The 16,479-nt window shown below is 60.8% G+C and carries 18 protein-coding genes; 8 read left to right on the top strand and 10 right to left on the bottom strand.

All coding sequences use genetic code 11. The annotated features are described in order from the left end of the window. Positions 1-12: 12 nt before the first annotated feature. The 4 genes from NR164_RS06005 to NR164_RS05990 form a co-directional block, all read right to left on the bottom strand. Positions 13-513, bottom strand: coding sequence for a universal stress protein (locus NR164_RS06005; RefSeq protein ID WP_046384242.1), 501 nt, complete (start codon positions 511-513; stop codon positions 13-15). Positions 514-583: 70 nt separating this feature from the next. Then, on the bottom strand, positions 584-1,501 hold the full coding sequence (locus tag NR164_RS06000; protein ID WP_046384243.1) for a 5'-nucleotidase: 918 nt from the start codon (positions 1,499-1,501) through the stop codon (positions 584-586). Between the two features lie 15 nt (positions 1,502-1,516). Beyond that, positions 1,517-2,470, bottom strand: coding sequence for a putative 2-dehydropantoate 2-reductase (locus NR164_RS05995; protein ID WP_057003730.1), 954 nt, complete (start codon positions 2,468-2,470; stop codon positions 1,517-1,519). Continuing rightward, complete coding sequence (locus NR164_RS05990) at positions 2,467-2,853, bottom strand: hypothetical protein (protein ID WP_017849524.1); 387 nt, start codon at positions 2,851-2,853, stop codon at positions 2,467-2,469. The genes NR164_RS05995 and NR164_RS05990 overlap by 4 nt, the downstream gene beginning before the upstream one ends. Here NR164_RS05990 and NR164_RS05985 point away from each other — a divergent pair. Beyond that, positions 2,852-3,286, top strand: coding sequence for a PilZ domain-containing protein (locus NR164_RS05985; protein WP_017849525.1), 435 nt, complete (start codon positions 2,852-2,854; stop codon positions 3,284-3,286). The two genes, NR164_RS05990 and NR164_RS05985, sit on opposite strands and share 2 nt — an antisense overlap. Before the next feature lie 131 nt (positions 3,287-3,417). Next, positions 3,418-4,494, top strand: coding sequence for a 3-deoxy-7-phosphoheptulonate synthase (locus tag NR164_RS05980; RefSeq protein ID WP_017849526.1), 1,077 nt, complete (start codon positions 3,418-3,420; stop codon positions 4,492-4,494). 70 nt (positions 4,495-4,564) lie between these two features. Here the strand turns inward: NR164_RS05980 and NR164_RS05975 are convergent, their stop codons facing one another. Further along, entirely contained in the window at positions 4,565-4,846 is a 282-nt protein-coding gene (locus NR164_RS05975) for a GNAT family N-acetyltransferase (RefSeq protein WP_003189869.1), read from the bottom strand. 612 nt (positions 4,847-5,458) lie between these two features. Between NR164_RS05975 and oprI the strand changes: the two genes are divergently transcribed. After that, positions 5,459-5,710, top strand: a complete 252-nt coding sequence (oprI, locus tag NR164_RS05970) for an outer membrane lipoprotei OprI (RefSeq protein WP_003172710.1) — start codon at positions 5,459-5,461, stop codon at positions 5,708-5,710. Positions 5,711-5,844: 134 nt separating this feature from the next. On the opposite strand, the gene NR164_RS05965 is transcribed toward oprI, so the two are convergent. The 3 genes from NR164_RS05965 to NR164_RS05955 form a co-directional block, all read right to left on the bottom strand. After that, complete coding sequence (locus tag NR164_RS05965) at positions 5,845-6,813, bottom strand: L,D-transpeptidase family protein (RefSeq protein ID WP_017849528.1); 969 nt, start codon at positions 6,811-6,813, stop codon at positions 5,845-5,847. A gap of 86 nt (positions 6,814-6,899) precedes the next feature. After that, positions 6,900-7,193 (bottom strand): hypothetical protein, encoded by a 294-nt coding sequence (locus NR164_RS05960; protein WP_017849529.1) that lies wholly within the window; start codon positions 7,191-7,193, stop codon positions 6,900-6,902. Between the two features lie 58 nt (positions 7,194-7,251). Continuing rightward, positions 7,252-7,857: an arylesterase gene (locus NR164_RS05955; RefSeq protein ID WP_026140353.1), complete on the bottom strand. Its 606-nt coding sequence runs from the start codon at positions 7,855-7,857 to the stop codon at positions 7,252-7,254. Positions 7,858-7,867: 10 nt separating this feature from the next. Here NR164_RS05955 and NR164_RS05950 point away from each other — a divergent pair, with 10 nt between their 5' ends. Together NR164_RS05950 and NR164_RS05945 are read left to right on the top strand one after the other, a co-directional pair. Beyond that, complete coding sequence (locus NR164_RS05950; RefSeq protein ID WP_017849531.1) at positions 7,868-8,551, top strand: ABC transporter ATP-binding protein; 684 nt, start codon at positions 7,868-7,870, stop codon at positions 8,549-8,551. Then, a complete protein-coding gene (locus NR164_RS05945; protein ID WP_256822480.1) occupies positions 8,551-11,061 on the top strand; it encodes an ABC transporter permease in 2,511 nt (836 codons plus the stop codon). Before NR164_RS05950 ends, NR164_RS05945 begins: the two co-directional genes overlap by 1 nt. A gap of 40 nt (positions 11,062-11,101) precedes the next feature. On the opposite strand, the gene greB is transcribed toward NR164_RS05945, so the two are convergent. Continuing rightward, complete coding sequence (gene greB / locus NR164_RS05940) at positions 11,102-11,575, bottom strand: transcription elongation factor GreB (RefSeq protein ID WP_026140354.1); 474 nt, start codon at positions 11,573-11,575, stop codon at positions 11,102-11,104. A 126-nt stretch (positions 11,576-11,701) separates the two neighbouring features. Further along, a complete protein-coding gene (locus NR164_RS05935; protein WP_372340288.1) occupies positions 11,702-12,865 on the bottom strand; it encodes a hypothetical protein in 1,164 nt (387 codons plus the stop codon). A 257-nt stretch (positions 12,866-13,122) separates the two neighbouring features. On the opposite strand from NR164_RS05935, the gene NR164_RS05930 reads away from it, so the two are divergent. From NR164_RS05930 to NR164_RS05920, 3 genes are read left to right on the top strand one after another with little or no spacing between them, the layout of a single operon-like run. Beyond that, the gene (locus NR164_RS05930; RefSeq protein WP_256822478.1) at positions 13,123-14,049 is read left to right on the top strand and encodes an ABC transporter ATP-binding protein; all 927 of its coding nucleotides are present in this window, start codon (positions 13,123-13,125) and stop codon (positions 14,047-14,049) included. Beyond that, on the top strand, positions 14,046-14,771 hold the full coding sequence (locus NR164_RS05925) for an ABC-2 transporter permease (RefSeq protein WP_046384248.1): 726 nt from the start codon (positions 14,046-14,048) through the stop codon (positions 14,769-14,771). The genes NR164_RS05930 and NR164_RS05925 overlap by 4 nt, the downstream gene beginning before the upstream one ends. A gap of 15 nt (positions 14,772-14,786) precedes the next feature. Continuing rightward, entirely contained in the window at positions 14,787-16,475 is a 1,689-nt protein-coding gene (locus tag NR164_RS05920) for a Gldg family protein (protein ID WP_256822476.1), read from the top strand. Positions 16,476-16,479: the final 4 nt, after the last annotated feature.

Genomic DNA, 16,479 nt, shown 5'->3' with positions numbered 1-16,479 from the left:
TATCACTCCCCCTCACACGTCATCACTGCGTCGACGTTGTAACGATGGCACCAGGTAAACCGGCACCGGAGACAGCTGCAACACCCGCGCGGCAGTGCGCCCAAGGGGTGTGGCCGCGGCCGTTGCGTGGCTATGACTGCCTACGATCAACAAATCCACGGAAAGTTTACGCAACTGGTCGAGAATCACCTCGCACGGGTCACCCTGGATCACCCGCACCGAGTGGATCAGTTGCAAGTCTTGCGCGCCGTCCCCCAGCTCCTCGCGAAAACTCTCAAGGACCCGCTGCTCGATCGTCGCCATCACTGTGCTCAGGCCCTGGCTCTGCCATTCGTTCAGGGCCTTTTCATCAAGGTAGCTTTGCAACACCGATTCGGCGAACAGCCCGATGGGTTCGACCACATGAATCACCGACAGCTCAGCCTTGAACGTTCGCGCCAGCGCCAGCGCATGTTGCATCACATAAGGCGCATACAGACCAAGGTCCGTGGCATACAGCATCGAACGGATCATAAAACCTCCTGGACTGCCAGGATGGCGGAGATTGAATGAGCTTAGCAGCGCCTTGGGGAATTAGACTGACTTAGCTCGGCGTCTGGACCTTCACCTCATTACTGATGCCATGGGGCACATGCCCGGTGGCCACCACCTCCCTGGCTTTCTCGCAATGGCCGGCCTGGTCGTCGAAAAAAACGTCGGCGGCGAACGCCTCCAGGAACGCGGATTTCTCCAGGCCGCCGAGGAACAACGACTCGTCCAGGCGGATATCCCACTCGCGCAGGGTGCGGATCACCCGCTCGTGGGACGGCGCCGACCGGGCGGTGACCAGGGCAGTGCGGATCGGGCAGGCCGCGTCCGGAAACTCACGCTGCAACAGGTTCAGCGCCGCGAGGAAGCCCTTGAAGGGGCCGCCATGCAACGGCTGGCGCGCCGATTCGCGTTCGCTGGCCTGGAACGCTTCCAGCCCGCCCTGTTGGTAAACGCGCTCCGACTCGTCGGAAAACAACACCGCATCGCCATCGAATGCGATCCGCAGCTCCTCGCTCGATGCACGGCGTGCGCCGCCCGACAGAATCGTCGCCGCGGCGAACCCGGCATCGAGCGCACTGCGCACATCGTCAGCATGGGTCGAAAGAAACAGATGGCAACCAAACGCCGCCAAATAAGGATATGGACTACGCCCTCCTACGAAAGCGGCGCGGGAAATGTCCAACCCGTAATGCTGGATCGAATTGAACACGCGCAGGCCGGTGTCGGCACTGTTGCGCGACACCAGCACCACCTCGACCCGGGCCCGGCCCAGGCTGGCGTTGAGGCTCAGCAGTTTTTTGACCAGCGGGAAGGCATCGCCCGGCTCGAGCGTTTCTTCTTCGTGCTCGATCTGGTATTTGCGGTAGGCCTCCACGCCTTGGGCCAGGTAGACCTTGTGGCTATCGCTCAAGTCGAACAGGGCCCGCGATGAAATCGCCAGCACCAGTTTGTCGCCCAATCCGTTTGCCATGGTGGTTCCCCCCAATCAGCGGTTATGCCGATCAATAAAACTCAAGGCCTGATACAACGCCTGCATGCGCGGCAGCTCGCAGCCGGCGGCCTTGGCGGCGGCGAGTGGGCGAGCGTAGATCGCCGCCAGTTCCAGCGGGCGTTTATGGATATGGTCGTGGTACATGCTAGGCAGGTAGTCGTCCATGCTTTCGGTCATGGTAAACATCTGCTCGGCATAGCTGGCCGGAATGTCGTGACCGCAGGCGTGAGCGCCCTTCACCACTTCGGCCATCAGCGCCTGGATCAGTTCGCGGCTGGACTCGTCCGCCATCATCGCCGTGGTGCCACAGCCCAACAGCACGGAGAGACCGTTATAAGGCACGTTCCACACCAGCTTGTGCCAGCGCGCCAGGTGTACGTTGGCCATGGCCTGGGACTCGATGCCGGCCTGATGAAACAACGCGGCGCCTGCTTCGACAATCGCCTTCTGGCGCGCTTCGTCGTTGGCGGCGGTACCGCTGTGATAACCCAGGTTGACCCGGCCCAACGCCTGATGCTCGACAACGCCGGGGGCGGAACGGTGTACGCCGATATAGCACAGCCCACCGAGCAGATGCAGGGACGCCGGCAAGTGTTCGCGCAGGCTGTCTTCGACGTCGAGGCCATTTTGCAGCAACACCACCTTCGCGTCGGGCGCCGCGACCTGGGCGATGGTCGGGGCCAGGTCGACATTGCCCGTGGATTTGGTGCCTACCAGCAGCCAGTCGCACGGTGGCATGTCGGCGGCGTGGGCGTAGGCCTGCACGGGGTTCAGGTGCAAGGTGCCATGCACGCTGCTGTTGAGGCGCAGGCCACGCTCACTGACCGCTGCGTATTCGCTGCGCAGCAGGAAATGCACATCGAAGCCGGCGCGCGCCAGCATCAGGCCGTAGAAACCACCGATGGCGCCGGTGCCGATAATGCCAATGCGTGGCGACAATGCGGTCATGGCAAATCCTCTGGAGTGCGGGTAAGCGCTTGATGAATAGCGTCGGTAAGCTCGGAAGGTGTAAGACGTGTCTGTATCTGCCCGAAGAATTGACCCTCGCACACCACGAACAGCGCCGGCAAATGAAAGACCTGATAACGTTCCACCGCGCCGCCGTTGTGCCCGGCATCCACCCAGCACAACCGATCCACCGGCAACTGCCAGCCCGGTAGCTGCTGATGCGCCCAACGGCAACCTGAACAGCCCACGCTGGTAAACAGCACGAGCGAAATGCCTGGTAATCCCAGCAGTTGCTGGTCAATATCCAGGTCGGTCAATGCCTGCTCCTTCACTATACTGCTGCCACCGCCGTCGACTGGACGGTGCTCGGAGTCCGTGTACATGGGTCGTTTTTTACCTCATCCTGATGATGTCGCTGCCCTGTTGATCCAACGTCCCTCTCCCCCCATTCCCCGCCAACGCCTGCACACTATCGGCCTGGGCGGCATCGCCTGCAATTGCCCGCGTGCCTGGCGCCAGGGTACAGCGGTTGACCTGCATATCCCGTCCCTGGGCGCCGGGGCCCGCTACCCGGGCTATGTGGCATGGTGCCGCAAGGTAGAAGACGGCTATCGCGTCGGCATCTCGTTTACCGATGAACATGCGTTGTTCGGTGCACGCATGGGTGAGCAAGCATGCCGGATAGAGCGCTACTGCCGCCAGCACGAAGACGCCGAGTCGACGCCCGAGCAGTTCGAAACCATGGCCCGCGAGTGGGTGGCGCGGCATGCCGGTGAATTCTCCCATGAGGCGTTTGTAGCGCCGGCACTGGATTAAAGCGGGCTTTGCCCATTGTCGCGGGCCCGTGTTACGCGCTAAGGTTCCTCCCCCCTGCATTCAAATCATGCTGTGCTCCGCCGCACGGGGATGGCTGGCGGCCGGCACCCGTGACCCTGACGAGTAACACGATGGCTGATTTACCGATCAACGACCTGAACGTCGAATCCAACGAGACCCTGATCACGCCCGATCAGCTCAAGCGCGAAATCCCCCTGAGCGACGCTGCCCTGCAGACCGTCACCAAGGGTCGCGAAGTCATTCGTGACATTCTCGACGGCACCGACCACCGCCTCTTCGTGGTAATCGGGCCATGCTCGATCCACGACCTCAAGGCTGCCCACGAATACGCCGAGCGCCTCAAGGCGCTGGCCGAAGAAGTGTCCGACACCTTGTATCTGGTCATGCGCGTCTATTTCGAGAAACCGCGTACCACCGTCGGCTGGAAGGGCCTGATCAACGACCCGTACCTGGACGACTCGTTCAAGATCCAGGACGGCTTGCACATCGGTCGCAAGTTGCTGCTGGACCTGGCCGAAATGGGCCTGCCCACCGCCACCGAAGCCCTCGACCCGATCTCCCCGCAGTACCTGCAGGACCTGATCAGCTGGTCGGCCATCGGCGCGCGCACCACCGAATCGCAAACCCACCGCGAAATGGCGTCCGGCCTGTCTTCGGCCGTGGGCTTCAAGAACGGCACCGACGGCGGCCTGACCGTGGCGATCAACGCGCTGCAGTCGGTCTCCAGCCCTCATCGCTTCCTGGGTATCAACCAGGAAGGCGGCGTCTCCATCGTCACCACCAAAGGCAACGCCTACGGTCACGTGGTATTGCGCGGCGGCAACGGCAAGCCCAACTATGATTCGGTCAGCGTTGCCCTGTGCGAACAGGCGCTGAACAAGGCCAAGATCAAGCCGAACATCATGGTCGATTGCAGCCACGCCAACTCCAACAAGGACCCGGCCCTGCAACCGCTGGTGATGGAAAACGTCGCCAACCAGATCCTGGAAGGCAACCAGTCGATCATCGGCCTGATGGTCGAAAGCCACCTGAACTGGGGCTGCCAGGCGATCCCCAAAGACCTGGCCGACTTGCAGTACGGCGTGTCGATCACCGATGCCTGCATCGACTGGGCGACCACCGAGAATACCCTGCGCAGCATGCACGCCAAGCTCAAGGACGTGTTGCCCCTGCGCAAGCGCAGCTGAGTCTGATCCTGATCAGCGCACACAAAAACGCCGGGCTAAGCCCGGCGTTTTTCATGTTGCAGTTCATGCCTTACAGCTTGGCCGCATGGCGCTGGTGGCGCTCCATGTAGCGCTCGACGTAAGAGCACGACGGGATCACCGTGTAGCCGGCCTCTTCGGCGAACTTCAAGGCTTCCTCGGTCAATGCAGCCGCGATACCGCGACCTCGCAGTGCGTTGGGCACGAAGGTCCGATAGATGTCCAAGGTCTGCTTCCCGAGGTCCATATAGGTCAGGTAGGCACGATGACCGTCCACATTGGTCTCGAACTGATGACCAGCCTGGTCATGGTGGATGGACAACGCCTCGCTCATCACTACTCCTCGCGGGTCTTGGATTCTGACCCCTACCTTACCGATGTTTTTCCGGCGAAGGAACATCTACGCCACCCCGTGCCGGTTTCGACAACGAGAAAACCGTGAGCGCTCACAACCAGCACGTAGAGAATAGTAGGCGGCAATCCTGAAATTGCTCAAGACGCACTCGTCATCCCTGGGGCTGGCGGATATAGAAAGGGCCTCGATCAATCGGTGACCGAAAGCCTGAACATTGCCGGCAGTTGAAGCTTGAGACGAACAGGCGCTGTTAAAGTCACCTCTACATGCGCAAAAGATACAGGGTTTGGCAAAGTCAACCTGTACAAAAGTGTTAGCTTCAGTATATAAATTTTCATCTACTTACAAGGCTTGACACATGCTGGCCGGCCCTTTCAGGGCGCATCCATTCTTCAGCAGACTGCTAAAAATTGAACGCTTTTTATACAATTTCCCAAAAGATTAGCCAAAATAGATTCAGCACAGAAATTTTTTTTTGCTTCTTGCGCTACGTCAGTTTACTTACTACAAGTAATGAGTAGTATGTACGCCGGCTATTAGCTCACTCTGAGATAGTAGCTATCTTATAGAAAGTCCTTGAAGGGGAACACGATGAACAACGTTCTGAAATTCTCTGCTCTGGCTCTGGCCGCAGTTCTGGCTACCGGTTGCAGCAGCGTCTCCAAAGAAACCGAAGCTCGTCTGACTGCAACTGAAGACGCAGCAGCTCGCTCCCAGGCTCGTGCAGACGAAGCCTACCGTAAAGCTGATGAAGCTCTGGCTGCTGCTCAAAAAGCACAACAGACTGCTGACGAAGCTAACGAGCGCGCTCTGCGCATGCTTGAAAAAGCTAGCCGCAAGTAATAGTCCTTCGGGGTTGTTACCAAGCCGGTCCATTCTTGGACCGGCTTTTTATTGCCTGCGATTCGGTCCCGGATCACGGGCAATAAAAAGCCCGCCGCAACCCAAGGCCGTGGCGGGCGATTGATCGAACCGGCTTATTGCAACGGATCGAGCGGCGCGTTCGAGACCATCGACGCCGCAGCCGGCACACCGATTTCAGTCGGCAGGCCATCTTCCGCCGCGACCACGTCGCGCACCTGATCCCAGTTCACCCGCAGGTGATTGGCCAGGTCTTCACGCTTGAGCAGCGCGTTGATCACCGCGGTGTGCTTGTCGACCACCGACGGCGTGCCATCGTCGTTCAGCGGCGTATGCGCTTCGAGGTAGACCTTGCCGCCACTGCTGCCGAACTTGTAGGCATCGTTGATGATACGCACCGGAGTACCCACCGGTACCATGCCGGCCATTTCCAGCACGTTATTGTTGAACATGCGGAAGCAGCCGTGGCTGGTACGCGTGCCGATACCGAACTTCATGTTGGAGCCGTGGATCAGGTAGCCCGGCGTGCCCAGGGTGAACTTGAACGGCCCCAGCGGGTTGTCCGGGCCGGCCGGTACCACGTTGGGCAACGGATCGCCGTTGGCGGCGTGCTCGGCCTTGATCGAAGCGGGTGGCGTCCAGGTCGGGTTCGGCGTTTTCGCGACAATGCTGGTATGGGCGATCGGCGAGCCCCAGCCTTCACGACCAATCCCCAGCGGGAAGGTGTAGACGACGTTCTGGCCCTTGGGGAAATAGTAGAGCCGGTATTCGGCAAGGTTGATCACGATGCCTTCGCGGGGGCCCGGCGGCAGGATGAACCGCGTCGGCAGGACGATCTCGGTGCCCGCCCCCGGCAACCAGGCATCGACGCCCGGGTTGGCGGCGACCATCTCCGAGTAGCCCAGGTCGTAGGTGGTACCCAGGTCGGCAAACGTATCTTCGTACTTGGCCTTGATCACTTGGACCTGGCCGACGATGTCTTCGCCCGGGGGTGGCAAGGGCAACTGCAAGGCCGCCGCGGAACCCGCCGCACACAGGGCGGCAAGAGACAGGCAGCAGGTGACGGCGGAAAGGCGCGACAACATCCGGAAAATCCTTCGCAGAACAACGTGTAGGTAAAAAGCGATTGTATACGCGATGCGGGCTTCAAGCTGCAAGCTCGTAGCGCCCCTCACCACTCGAAGCGCAGCTCCGGCCAGATCGGCGGCGTGCCACGCTTTTGCGACTCCAAGATGGCACGGCACAGGGGGCACAGGCGCTGATCCTGGAAAATCGAGCGATCCACCGCCGACCAGCGTGGCTGAGCCGGCAACAACGTGCCGCAGAGCGTGCGATCGATCGTGCCGCCCAGCTCCAATTGACGCGTGACCAGATGCACCCGGACTTCCTGGCAGGCGAACAGATCCAGCTGCTCGTCCGGCTCGATCAGTTGGTAATTAAACAGGGACCAGGCAGGACGCGACATCGAGGGCTCCAAATCGGGGGGGCGCCACCTTAGCCGAAAGCCTGCCGGTAGAAAAGCGTCATAACAGCGGTTTTAGCGTCGGCCAGACATTTTCCAGCAACTTACCCTGGGCGCCGACCGCCGGGTGCAGTTGATCGGCCTGCATCAGCTCGGGATGACCGCCCACGCCGTCGAGGAAAAACGGCACCAACGGCACGCTCTTCTCCTTGGCCAGGGCCGCGTAGACCCCGGCAAATGCCGTGGTGTATTTCGGACCGTAATTAGGCGGCAACTGCATGCCCAGCAGCAGGACCTTGGCGCCGACCGCCTGGGACTGCTCGATCATCGACGCAAGATTTTGTTTCAATTGCGCGGGCGGCTGTCCACGCAGGCCGTCATTGCCGCCCAGCTCGATAATCACCAGGTTGGGCTTATGCTCCGCAAGCGCCGCCGGCAGCCGCGCGAGGCCTCCGGCGCTGGTGTCGCCGCTGATGGACGCGTTGACCACTTTATCGTCGAAACCTTCGTGTTTGAGCCGCTGTCCCAACAAGGCTACCCACCCTTTGCTGGTATCCAGTCCGAAACCGGCACTGATACTATCGCCAACGATCAGGACTGTACCCGCCGCTGCGTTCTGGGCCATGCACATCAAGGCCAGGCCAGCACTCAAAAACCACATTCGCATCGGATTCTCCATGGGCGCAAGCATTCTCATCGCGCGAAACCTTAGCAAAGTGGTTCCCAGCGCGGAAGGTGAACTGACTATCCTGCACGAACTGAGCCTGGAACTGAACAAGGGCGATAGCCTGGCTATCGTCGGTGCCTCCGGCTCCGGCAAGTCCACCCTCCTCGGTCTGCTGGCCGGCCTCGACCTGCCCAGCAGCGGCGAAGTCATCCTCGCCGGCCAAGCCCTGAGCAGCCTCGACGAAGACCAGCGCGCGCGCATCCGCGCCGAGCACGTGGGCTTCGTCTTCCAGTCATTCCAACTGCTCGACAGCCTCAACGCGCTGGAAAACGTCATGCTGCCGCTGGAGCTGGACGGCCGCAAAGACGCCCGCGAGCGCGCCAGGTACCTGCTCGAACGGGTCGGCCTGGGCCAACGCCTGACCCACTCGCCACGCCAACTCTCCGGGGGTGAGCAGCAACGGGTGGCGATCGCCCGCGCCTTTGCCGCCGAACCGGACGTGCTGTTTGCCGACGAACCCACCGGCAACCTCGACAGCCATACCGGCGAGCGCATCAGCGACCTGCTGTTCGAACTGAATAAAGAAAGCGGCACGACCCTGGTCCTGGTCACTCACGACGAGCGCCTGGCGCACCGTTGCCGACGCCTGATCCGCCTTGAAGCCGGCCTGCTGGTCGCGCCCCTGGAGCCTTGATGGCACGCTTGCCGCTGTTGCGCCTGTTCAGCCTTGCCCTGCGCCAATTGCTGCGCGATGCCCGCGCCGGCGAATTGCGCGTGTTGTTCTTCGCCCTGCTGGTGGCCGTGGCCTCCAGCACCGCCATCGGCTACTTCGGCGCACGCCTTAATGGCGCCATGCTGTTGCGCGCCACCGAGTTCCTCGGCGCCGACCTGGTGCTCGAGGGCAGCTCACCCGCGCGCCCCGAGCAAATCAGGTCCGGGATCGAACTGGGCCTGGATCACGCACGCGTCGTCGAGTTTTCCAGCGTTATCGCCACCGATAACGGCATCCAGCTGTCCAGCATCAAGGCGGTCAACGAACAATACCCGCTGCGCGGCGAACTGAAGAGCGCAGCCGCGCCATTCGCTGACGAAACCGCGGGCGGCGGCCCGAAACCCGGCGAAGCCTGGGTGGAGGCACGGCTGCTCACCGCACTCGACCTGAAAGTCGGTGACAGCATCGACGTGGGCATGAAGTCCCTGCGCCTGGCGCGTGTGCTGACCTATGAACCGGACCGCGCCGGCAATTTCTACAGCCTCACGCCACGGGTGATGATCAACCTGGCCGACCTGGGCGCCACTGGCGTCGTCCAGCCCGGCAGCCGCGTCAGTTACCGCGAGCTGTGGCGCGCAGCCCCCTCAAGTACGGCACTGCAAACCTATCGTGACCTGATCAAGCCGGGCCTCGCGGCCAACCAGCGCCTGCAGGACTCGCGGGATGGCAACCAGCAGATCGGCGGCGCCCTGGGCAAGGCCGAGCGCTACCTGAACATGGCCAGCCTGGTGGCGGTGTTGCTGGCCGGTGTGGCCGTGGCGTTGTCCGCCAACCGTTTCGCCAGCCGACGTTTTGATGCCAGCGCGTTGTTGCGCTGCCTGGGTTTATCGCGGCGTGAAACCATGCTGTTGTTCAGCCTGCAACTGAGCGTACTCGGCCTGTTGGCGAGCCTGGCCGGCGCCCTGCTGGGCTGGCTGGCGCAATTTGGCCTGTTCTATTTCCTCCACGACCTGCTGCCGGCGGACGTACCGCCCGGCGGGCTGCTGCCGGCCATTGCCGGGATCGGCACCGGGCTGGTGGCCCTCGCCGGTTTCGCCCTGCCGCCGTTGGCGGCACTGGGCCGCGTCCCACCGCTGCGCGTGTTGCGGCGCGACCTGCTGCCCATCCCGTCCAGCACCTGGATGGTCTACGGCGCGGCGCTGCTTGCCCTGGGCCTGATCATGTGGCGCCTGAGCCTCGACCTGATGCTGACCTTCGCCCTGCTCGGCGGGGGCGTGGTTGCGGCGTTGATCCTCGGTGGCCTGCTCCTGCTGCTGTTGCAGAGCCTGCGCCGCCTGCTGGCCCGGGCGTCCCTGCCGTGGCGCCTGGGCCTGGGCCAGTTGCTGCGCTATCCGTTGGCGGCGGCAGGCCAGTCGCTGGCGTTCGGCTTGATCCTGCTGTCCATGGGCTTGATCGCCCTGCTGCGCGGCGAATTGCTCGACACCTGGCAAAACCAGCTGCCCAAGGACGCCCCCAACTACTTCGCGCTGAACATCCTGCCCGCCGACAAAGACGCCTTTGGCGCTCGCCTGCTCGAACTGCAGGCACAATCGGCGCCGCTGTATCCGGTGGTGCCCGGCCGGCTGATCAGCGTCAACGGCGAGCCCGTGCAGGCGATCGTCAGCAAGGACTCCAGCGGCGACCGCGCGATCCAGCGCGACCTGAGCCTGACCTGGGCCGCCGACCTGCCGCCGGGCAATGCCCTGACTGCGGGTACCTGGTGGTCACAGCAACCGGGCGATGAAATACCGGGTGTGTCGGTGGAAGCCAAGGTTGCCGAAAGCCTGAAACTCAAGCTCGACGACCACCTGGTGTTCACCGTGGCGGGCGAAACCCGTGAAGCGCGGGTCACCAGCCTGCGCACCATCAATTGGGATAACTTCCAGCCCAACTTCTTCATGATTTTCCAGCCTGGCACCTTGAAAGACCTGCCGGCCACCTACCTGACCAGCTTCTATCTAGCCCCCGGCCATGACCGGCAGATCGTCGACCTGTCCCGGGCCTTCCCGGCGGTCACGATCCTGCAAGTCGAGGCCCTGCTGGAACAGCTGCGCAGCATCCTCGCCCAAGTAACGCTGGCCGTGGAGTATGTGCTGCTGTTCGTGCTGGCGGCAGGGATGGCGGTGCTGTTCTCCGGCCTGCAGGCCACCCTGGACGAGCGCATTCGCCAAGGTGCGCTGCTGCGTGCGTTGGGCGCCGAGCGCAAGCTGCTGGTGAAGGCCCGACGCATCGAGTTCGGCTTGCTCGGCGCCGTCAGCGGTTTGCTCGCGGCGCTGGGCACCGAGCTGGTGACCTGGGTGCTGTACCGCTATGCCTTCGACCTGGCCTGGCACCCACACCCGTGGTTGCTGTTGCTGCCGGTGATCGGTGGCGTGCTGATCGGCGCTGCCGGGGTGTTCGGGACGCGCCGCGCGCTGAATGCCACGCCATTGGCGGTATTGCGCGAAGGCTGAGACGACAATGGCCCGCGCGTCACAGACCGGCCACCATTGTCTATTTCACATACTCGATAGCGGTGATCCACCAGCACACCTCGCCGTTCGGCGTCTGCACGATGGCCTCATCGTCGACTTGCTTGCGCAGCAGCGCCCGCGCCATCGGCGAATCGATGGATATGTAGTCCATCCGCTCGTAGATCTCGTCATAGCCGACGATGCGAAAACGCTTGGTTTCGCCCTGCTCGTTTTCGATATCGACCCAGGCACCGAAAAATACCCGCCCTTCCTGTTCGGGCATGTACTCCACCACGCGCATGTCTTCCAGACGCTTGCGCAGGTAGCGCACCCGTCGGTCAATCTCACGCAGCAGCTTCTTGTTGTACTGGTAGTCCGCGTTCTCGCTGCGATCCCCCAGGGAAGCAGCCCAAGTCACCTTGCGCGTGGTGTCCGGACGCTTTTCGCGCCACAGGTAATCCAACTCCTTCTTCAGCGCCTCATGACCTTCTTTGGTAATCAGCTTGGTACTCAAACGTGTGCATCCCCAGGCAATGTCCATTGATTCCAATACGCCGCGGCATGCAGGCCCCGGCGTCGACGAACAGAGGGTGATGATAAATGAACCGGGGAAAGTAGCCAGACCCTCTGACGCCTCGCATCACAGCTGGATTGCGCCCGGCTCGCTGCTGGCTTGAACCAGCTCATTCCTGGCCAGGCCGTCCAACGCCTGGTCGAGTTCAAAGAGGATGGCATGCACATTCTGGCGCAACCCTGGTAACTGCACGAGCAGCGCCGCCAACGTCTCGCCTTTCTGACGCGCCCGCAACTCTTGCGCCTCGACTTGAATGGCCCGCTCTTCGAGGACGCGGGTGCGCTCATCCATTTGACGCTGCCCTTGCTGCTGCATGGCCACGGCATTTGCCAACTGCGCTTCACGCCCCTCCAACGCCTGCGCCTGCAACTGCACGGCGCCCTCCTCCTGCACCATGCGACGGGTCAGTTCCTGGCGTTTTTGCTCAAGCTCCGCCAGCCCTCGCTGCAGTTCAACCTGGCGCTGTTCGAGCGCTTCTTCGCGCTTTTGCATTGCAAGTTTTTGCTGGGTCAGTTCCTGGGCGACACGCGCGAGGTTGGTCAAGGTGCTGTCCACCTCGAACAGTGAATTGTGTTCTGCCTGTTCGTTGGATGCCGGCGGCGCACTGGGTGCAACCGCGACGACCGGCGCAGCATTTGACGCCACGACCGCGGGCACCTGCCGCTGAGGTTCAGCCAGCCCCTCGATCACCACGGGCAAGACCTTTTCAGGCGCCTTGGTGACTTTGGGAGCCGAGACCAATTTGGAAGAAAAACGAATGGACGGGACAATCAGCGTAGGACTTTCAATCGCCTCTGACGCAGGGGCCGATGTGCCCAAGGTAATCACCTTCATCACCAAGGCTTTCTTGATGTTCATTGAATGATGATCTTCGGGCCTGGCGGGCGGCAACTTGCAGCCTTTCAAGTCGACAAAGTGATAGGGAATCTGGCCGTCGCCGACGCTACCCGACTTGGTACCGGACGCGGCCAGGGTCAGTATTTGTTTAAACACCCGCATCGCAACTTGCAGATCCTCTTGGGCATCCACCCCACCCAAGAAGTAGCGTTCAACTTTCCTACGCAATGCTGCGACATATACCCGGGAACTACCCGGCTCTATTTCTTCATCCAGGCTGTACACAAGAAAGTTCGACGCGATCTGGGGAACAGCAAAACCACAGAGCAGAGCACCGTTGACCGGCGCATCCTCACCAGAGCGTTCAAGAACTAGGGTACGTAGAAGCATCATAGTAATCAGGCCTCATGACAACAAGCAAAGCGTATATAAACATCAGATAAACATCCGACCATCAACATGCATTTATCACTCAACGATTGTTTCAGCGAAGTAACAGACTGAACGTAGGACTTCTCTTATTAAGATACTTCAGCATTTCCAAGCGCTGTACATTGAACGTACCATTTTTAAACCCGAGCCCTATATCACTCAACAAAGGCGCTTGCCTCTTCATTCTTCTTGCCTCACCAACCGAACAGAAAAGCATAATGATCGAGATAAGCAACCTCACAAAATACTTGAACAAAAAGAGTGTAATCAGCGATGTCTCATTTTCTGCCAAACGCCAAGAGTGCCTTGGTGTATTTGGATTGGAGGGGGCAGGTAAAACGACACTTTTAAAAATGATCGCCGGCGCCATCCAACCCTCCTCGGGGCAAGTGCGGATTCTGGGGCTGGATACACACACGCACGGCTATCACGCACGCAAGGCAATAGGCTATCAACCCGAATCCGGTGTCAGTCACCCGACCCTGTCGGTCAAGAACCTGCTCAGTTTCATCGCCACCGTTCGGGGATTCCAAGGCGCGGAGCGACGCAGGCGGGTGGATCACGCGGCCAGCCGACTCGAACTCTGGCCAGTCCTCGATTACCCGATCAACACCCTTCCCCCTGGCCTGAAACGCAAAGTCGCGTTTGCCCAGGCCCTGCTGCACGACCCCGACGTGCTGTTACTGGACGAACCCAGCGAAGGGTTGGCGCCCCATCAGCAAGGCAAGATCAGCAGGCTTATCCAGTCGTTGGCCGACGAGATGACGATCATCGTTGCCTCACGCGATTGCGAAGCACTGGCCGGCGTCTGCACCCGCGCCCTGGTCATTGGCGGCGGGCGCCTGTTGGCGGACACCCCGATGCCCGAGCTGCAGCGCAGTTCCCGGCACTTTCGCGCGGTCACCCTGGCGGCGGAGTCAGCCCTGGATTTACTGGCACTTGCCGTACTGCCCGGCGTGGCAGGTATCGAAGAAGACCGGCACGGCCCGGGCACGGTAACCGTTCTCGCCATGCCGGGACACTCCATCTACCCCGCCATCTGCGCATTGATTGCCAACCGACGCTGGGAAATACACTCACTGAATCTGGAGCCAGGCCGCCTGAACGATGTCGTTCACCACCTGAGCCAGGAGGCCTCCCATTGAACCTGCTGCCATCTGTTTTCAAACGCCAGCTTGCCAGCTATCTATCGGCACCTGCCACCTACCTGAGCGTTGCGCTGTTCCTGTTGCTGTCGACCTTGCTGGGGTTGCACACCAGCCAATTGCTGGAGCGCAGCAGCAGCGATTTGCAGGGCTTTTTTCAATGGCACCCTTGGTTGTACCTGTTACTGATCCCTGCACTGTCGACTCAACTTTGGGCGGACGAGAATGAGACAGGCTTTGGCGATTTCATGAAAACACTGCCTGTGCGGCCCGCCGAACTGGTTATTGGGAAGTTCCTCGCCGCCTGGGTCGTGGCGGGCCTGGCATTATTACTGACATTCCCCATCGTGACGGTGGTCAACTTGTTGGGCAGTGCGGACAACCGGGTCATCGCATCCCAATTCCTGGCCAGTTGGTTATTGAGCGGGAGCTATCTCTCAGTGGGTGTTTTTATTTGCGCACTGACCCGCCAGCGCCTGGCCATTTTCATATTGACGCTGAGCCTGTTGTTATTGGCCAGCGGCGTGTCTTCGATATTGGATGCACTGGAGCGTCAAGCCCCCATCTGGATCATCGACAGTTTGACATCTCTCAGCCCACTCCTGCGTTTTGGCCTGATTGATCACGGGACACTTACCTTTCAGGACGGCGCGTATTTCATCAGCATGATCATTGCTTTTCTTGCTGCGACAACCGTTATCCTCAACTACAAGAACAGCTGAGAAGGAACACTCTCGATGCGATATCCATTGCGCACCGGCATGACACTTAGCGTCATACTGCTGCTGTTCCTCGCATTCAACCTGGTATGGGTAGTCAAACTTCCTGATTTACGCCAGGACTTTTCCCAACAACAGACCAATACATTGTCACCCGCGGCATTGCACTTACTCACCACACTGGAAAGTCCACTGGACTTCTATTATTTCAATTCAAGCATACCGGCCAAAAAAAGCATCCTGAAACACTATGCCAAACGCGTTGAAGAACAACTCAGGGCGTTCGAACACGCAGCAAACGGCAAGATCAATCTGCACATTATCGATCCCACGCCCTTTTCAGAGGATGCCTACAAAGCAGGACTGTATGGCCTGCGCGATCAACCGGGGTTCTTCGGTCTTATCGGCGCTCGGGAGGGGCAAACCGCCCAACGCATCGAGTCGTTCAACCCGGAGAACGAGCCGCTGCTGGAGTATGAAATCAGCCACTTGATCACCCAGTTGCTGCACCCCGAGCCTGCGATCGTCGGGCTGTTATCAGGGTTACCGGCCGGCGCATCCATCGAGCCGCTGGTACTGGAATTGCACCGACATTTCGACCTCCTGGAGCTGGAGCCGACGGCCGATCATGTGCCCTCGCGGATTAAAACCCTGATGCTGGTACATCCACGCGGGCTGCCGGAAAAAACACTGTATGCGATCGACCAGTTCGTCCTGGGCGGCGGCAAACTGCTGATGTTTATCGACCCCCTCGACAAAGGCGGCTCAAAGACAACGTCCTCCGCCACCCGGCTAGACGCGTTGCTCGCCGGCTGGGGGGTCAGCATGCCGAGCAACAAAGTGCTGGTCGACCCCACCTATGCCCCGTCGGAACATCAACCGGCCATATTCACCCTGCCACGCCAAGCAATGAATACCCGCGATGTCAGCACCTGGAAGCTGGGCACAGTGACCGTGTCGAACAGCGGCGCCCTGTTCTCCCTGGATAAAAGCCGCGCCATCTTCACGCCGCTGTTGCGCAGTTCCAGACAGTCGTTACTGATCGATTCAGACGCCGTGGGCAGTGCGTTACCCACGCGTGGCGAGCCTCACGTGATCGCTGCCCGCCTCGAAGGGCCAGCCTATTCGGCGTTTGCCGACGGATTTGGCGGGCGGCCGCCGGGGTTGCAGAAGGCGGCGCAGATCCATGTGGTCGTGGTTGCAGATACGGATATGTTGAGCGAGCCTCCCGGCGAATCCGCGCGAAATGCCAACAAACTGTTTGTCATGAACGCACTGGATAACCTGGCCGCGCCGCAGGCCCTGGCGGATATTCGCCCGCGCGCGGTGGCCGGCCATTCATTGAAGCTGCTGGCGAAGCGGCGCGAGGCTGCCGAACGCGCCTATCGGGATCAGGCTGCCGAGCTGGAACGGCGCCTGGCACGAACGGAAAAGGAATGGCAGCGCCTTAACCCCGACGTCACGGCCCTGGGCACGGAGTCGGTCGATACCAGTACCCAGTTGCAAGCGCTCAACAAGGAACGCCTGCGTTTACCGATGGAACTGCATACGCTGAAAAACACGCTTTACGCGCCGGTGCAGCGCCTGGAACGCAACGTAAAACTGCTGGTGATTGTGCCGTTGCCGGCACTGCTGTGCCTGATTGCCTGGGGGCTGTTTCGGCGGCAGCGTCGTCGCTGGCCGGTGCCGCCGTCGGCGTTTTATTGAGGGC

Origin of the sequence: Pseudomonas sp. Pse79, from assembly GCF_024519615.1 — a bacterium.
GTDB classification, from domain to species: domain Bacteria; phylum Pseudomonadota; class Gammaproteobacteria; order Pseudomonadales; family Pseudomonadaceae; genus Aquipseudomonas; species Aquipseudomonas veronii.
This window is presented reverse-complemented; position numbering and strand designations above follow the sequence as displayed.

Coding starts and splice junctions, on each gene's coding strand:
- NR164_RS06005 (WP_046384242.1), bottom strand. CDS start 513: ATGATCCGTTCGATGCTGTATGCCACGGACCTTGGTCTGTATGCGCCT.
- NR164_RS06000 (WP_046384243.1), bottom strand. CDS start 1,501: ATGGCAAACGGATTGGGCGACAAACTGGTGCTGGCGATTTCATCGCGG.
- NR164_RS05995 (WP_057003730.1), bottom strand. CDS start 2,470: ATGACCGCATTGTCGCCACGCATTGGCATTATCGGCACCGGCGCCATC.
- NR164_RS05985 (WP_017849525.1), top strand. CDS start 2,852: ATGGGTCGTTTTTTACCTCATCCTGATGATGTCGCTGCCCTGTTGATC.
- NR164_RS05990 (WP_017849524.1), bottom strand. CDS start 2,853: ATGTACACGGACTCCGAGCACCGTCCAGTCGACGGCGGTGGCAGCAGT.
- NR164_RS05980 (WP_017849526.1), top strand. CDS start 3,418: ATGGCTGATTTACCGATCAACGACCTGAACGTCGAATCCAACGAGACC.
- NR164_RS05975 (WP_003189869.1), bottom strand. CDS start 4,846: ATGAGCGAGGCGTTGTCCATCCACCATGACCAGGCTGGTCATCAGTTC.
- oprI (WP_003172710.1), top strand. CDS start 5,459: ATGAACAACGTTCTGAAATTCTCTGCTCTGGCTCTGGCCGCAGTTCTG.
- NR164_RS05965 (WP_017849528.1), bottom strand. CDS start 6,813: ATGTTGTCGCGCCTTTCCGCCGTCACCTGCTGCCTGTCTCTTGCCGCC.
- NR164_RS05960 (WP_017849529.1), bottom strand. CDS start 7,193: ATGTCGCGTCCTGCCTGGTCCCTGTTTAATTACCAACTGATCGAGCCG.
- NR164_RS05955 (WP_026140353.1), bottom strand. CDS start 7,857: ATGCGAATGTGGTTTTTGAGTGCTGGCCTGGCCTTGATGTGCATGGCC.
- NR164_RS05950 (WP_017849531.1), top strand. CDS start 7,868: ATGGGCGCAAGCATTCTCATCGCGCGAAACCTTAGCAAAGTGGTTCCC.
- NR164_RS05945 (WP_256822480.1), top strand. CDS start 8,551: ATGGCACGCTTGCCGCTGTTGCGCCTGTTCAGCCTTGCCCTGCGCCAA.
- NR164_RS05935 (WP_372340288.1), bottom strand. CDS start 12,865: ATGATGCTTCTACGTACCCTAGTTCTTGAACGCTCTGGTGAGGATGCG.
- NR164_RS05930 (WP_256822478.1), top strand. CDS start 13,123: ATGATCGAGATAAGCAACCTCACAAAATACTTGAACAAAAAGAGTGTA.
- NR164_RS05920 (WP_256822476.1), top strand. CDS start 14,787: ATGCGATATCCATTGCGCACCGGCATGACACTTAGCGTCATACTGCTG.